The following is a 3,272-nucleotide window of genomic DNA, read 5'->3' as shown; positions in this document are numbered from 1 at the left end:
TCCTCGGCATGTCCGATCCCCAGGACGGCACGGTCTCGGTCTTCGGTCGCAGCCCCCGCGAGGCGGTGTCCCGTGGCCTGGTGGGCGCCGTCCAGCAGACCGGCGGTTTGCTCGACGACCTATCGGTACGCGAGACAGTGGTCATGATCGCGTCCCTCTACCGGAAACACATGCCGGTGGACGAGGCCCTCGAACGGGCCGGAGCAACCACCTTCGCGAAACGCAAAGTGTCCAAGTGCTCGGGTGGCCAGCAGCAGCGCGTGCGGTTCGCCCTGGCACTGCTCCCCGAACCCGACCTCCTGGTGCTGGATGAGCCCACGGCCGGCATGGATGTCCAATCCCGCCACGAGTTCTGGGACACGATGCACGCCGAGGCCCGCGAGGGTCGCACGGTGGTCTTCGCCACCCACTACCTGCAGGAGGCCGAGGACTTCGCCCAGCGTGTGGTGCTCCTGGACCGCGGGGCCGTGCATCACGACGGGACGGTGGACAGCTTCCGCTCCGCTTCGACCCACCAGACAGTGACTTTTACCTGGCCGGAGCCGACGCCGCTGCCGGGCCTCCCCGGTGTCACGCACCTGGACCGGAAGGGCTCCCGCGTCATCGCGCACACTCACGAATCGGACCGGTTGGCCCGAGTGCTGCTGACCCAGACACCGGCCGCCGAGCTGGAAATCTCTCGCGGCGGCCTGGAAGACGCGTTCACCGCCCTCATCAGCCGTTCCGACGACACCTGAGTCACGCGGCTCCAGTACCGACATCTGCAGACCACCAGGACAGACAAGGATTCCGTCATGAATCTCACCTACACGCTCCACGATTTCTGGCGACAGGTCAGGGCCTTCGAGAACATGTTCTTCATTGCCATCTTGCCCGCGGCACTGTTCATCATGTTCGGCGTCACCCAGGGTTGGTCCAACGATTCATCGGGCCACGGCAATGTCTCCGCGTACCTCATGGTTTCCATGGCGGCGTACGGGGCTGTGACGGCAACCACGTCGATCGCGGGCAGCGCTGCAGTGGAACGGATGAAGGGCTGGGGCCGGCAACTGGCCATGACTCCCATGGGTACGGGCGGTTATGCCGCCACCAAAGTGGTGGTGGCCGTAGCCGTGGCGGTTGTGCCGGTGATCATTGTCTACCTGGTCGGCGTCTTCACCAATTCCGCCATGGACGACCTGTGGCGCTGGTTTGCGACCGCCGGCATCGTGGTGGCTTGTTCCGTGGTCTTCGCGCTCTATGGTTTGGCTGCGGGGTTGTTGTTCCGTTCGGACGGCGCCGTCAGCGCGGCCGCCGGCCTGCTGGTGGTGCTCGCTTTTCTGGGCAATGTGTTCATGCCGCTGTCCGGTTCGCTACTGGAGTTCGCCCGCTTCACGCCCTTGTATGGAATTGTTGGACTTGCCCGCTACCCCATTACCGAAGGATGGGTGGTTGCCGTGGATGGCACGGCCGAACAGGACAGCGTATGGATGCTGTTGGCCAACGTCGGTGTGTGGGCCGTGATCTTCGCGGCCGTAGCCCTGTTCGCTGCACGGAAAGCGACGGCCCGGACATGAGCACGGTGACGAGTAACACTCAGACCGTGAAGGAAACCACGGCCGAGAATCCCGCCGACTGGTCCACCGGCTGGAGCGATGTTCTCTACGCCTCCGTATGGCTGGTGTTCCTGCTCTTCCCTGTGTCGAATGTGCTGTCCGCGCCGGTGTCGGACGGACTCAAGGCGCTGGGCCTCACGGGTATTGGTGTGTTCGCCGTGCTGTACGTGATCTCCTGGATCTACGAGGTGCCGTTCCCGCGCCGCAGTGAACTGGTCAACGCGATCTTCTGGTGCCTGATCCTCCTGTTGCCTCTGGCCTTGGTGGTCCCGGCGGCCGGACTGACCGGCACCTACGTGGCGCCGTTCTTCGTGGCCGTGTGCGCGTTCCGACTGTCCATGAAAGGCGCGATCATTGCGGCCGCGGTCATCGCGGTCATTGCAATCACCCCGTGGCTGATCATGTACCCGCCGCAGCAATGGTTTTGGCCCCTCGTGGGCATCTCACCCGCGTTCATGCTGTTGTTGGTGTCCCGCTGGGTCATGGAACGGTCCATGGTCAGGGAAGAACTCCAGCGTGAACTCAAGTTGGCCCAGCAGCGCGAATCGGTGGGCCGAGACGTCCACGACATTCTGGGCCATTCACTGACCGTGGTGTCCATGAAGGTTCAGCTGGCCAAGCGCCTCATGGCCACGGACCCGGAACGAGCGGCCCAGGAGCTCGACGACGTTCTGGTCCTCACCCGCGATTCCCTCACCGATGTACGCTCCACCGTGGGCAAACTGCGGGAACCGGAGTTGAGTGTGCAATTGGTGCAGGCCCGGGCGGCCCTGCGTTCAGCGGGTATCACCCCGCACCTGCCCAGCACCGTTCCGACCATTGCCCCACCCTGGCGCGCCACGTTCGCGTGGATCCTGCGCGAGGCCGTGACCAATGCGGTGCGCCATTCCTCCGCCTCGGCCTGCTGGGTCACGCTCACCTCGACCACCCTGACCATCACCGACGACGGCGCAGGGTTGAGTGGCGAGCGCCGCGGCGCGGACGCGGCGGCGTCGTCGGTTTCCGGGAACGGCCTGCGCGGCATGCGCGAACGGGCGGAGCGAGCGGGGTTGAGACTGACCGTGACCTCGCCCGTGGACGGTAAGGACCGAGGAACTCGAATCGTGGTGGAACCGGCATGAACACCATTTCGGTAGTGATCGCGGACGACCAAGCGTTGGTGCGGGCCGGTCTGGTCGCGCTGCTGGAGCTGGAACCGGACATCTGCGTGGTCGCCCAGGCCGGCAACGGTCGAGAGGCCGTGGCCGCAGTCGCAGCCCAGAACGTGGATGTGGCCCTGCTGGACATTGAAATGCCCGTGCTCAACGGACTGGATGCCACGCAGGAAATTGCGAGCGGCGGGAGCGGAACCAAATGTCTGATCGTCACGACGTTCGACCGACCCGGGTACTTGCGGCGCGCCCTGGACGCCGGAGCGAGCGGGTTCGTCGTGAAAGATACTCCGGCCGACCAATTGGCGGAGGCCATCCGGCGTGTGCACGCGGGACTGCGCGTGATCGATCCCGTTCTCGCTGAGGAATCCTTGGTGGCCGGGTCCAATCCGTTGACCCAGCGGGAACAGGACGTGCTGCGGGAATCCGCGCAGGGTGGCTCCGCCAAACACATTGCGGCCGCCCTGCATCTGTCCCCCGGTACGGTGCGCAATCATTTGTCGTCGGCCATCGGGAAGACGGGTGT

4 protein-coding genes are annotated in these 3,272 nt (G+C 65.0%); all 4 read left to right on the top strand.

All coding sequences use genetic code 11. The annotated features are described in order from the left end of the window. Positions 1-737: ABC transporter ATP-binding protein (locus Q4E95_RS09095; protein WP_303383002.1), on the top strand; the 737-nt coding region annotated here is incomplete at its 5' end. A 57-nt stretch (positions 738-794) separates the two neighbouring features. Then, on the top strand, positions 795-1,556 hold the full coding sequence (locus tag Q4E95_RS09090; RefSeq protein ID WP_303383001.1) for an ABC transporter permease: 762 nt from the start codon (positions 795-797) through the stop codon (positions 1,554-1,556). Positions 1,557-1,582: 26 nt separating this feature from the next. After that, on the top strand, positions 1,583-2,716 hold the full coding sequence (locus Q4E95_RS09085) for a sensor histidine kinase (protein WP_303383000.1): 1,134 nt from the start codon (positions 1,583-1,585) through the stop codon (positions 2,714-2,716). Further along, a partial coding sequence (locus tag Q4E95_RS09080) for a DNA-binding response regulator (RefSeq protein ID WP_303382999.1) occupies positions 2,713-3,272 on the top strand: 560 nt, incomplete at its 3' end. The genes Q4E95_RS09085 and Q4E95_RS09080, both read left to right, overlap by 4 nt.

The organism is Kocuria sp. (genome assembly GCF_030536815.1).
GTDB lineage: Bacteria > Actinomycetota > Actinomycetes > Actinomycetales > Micrococcaceae > Kocuria > Kocuria gwangalliensis.
The sequence above is the reverse complement of the archived record's forward strand: the minus strand, read 5'-3'. Positions and strand labels throughout refer to the sequence as shown.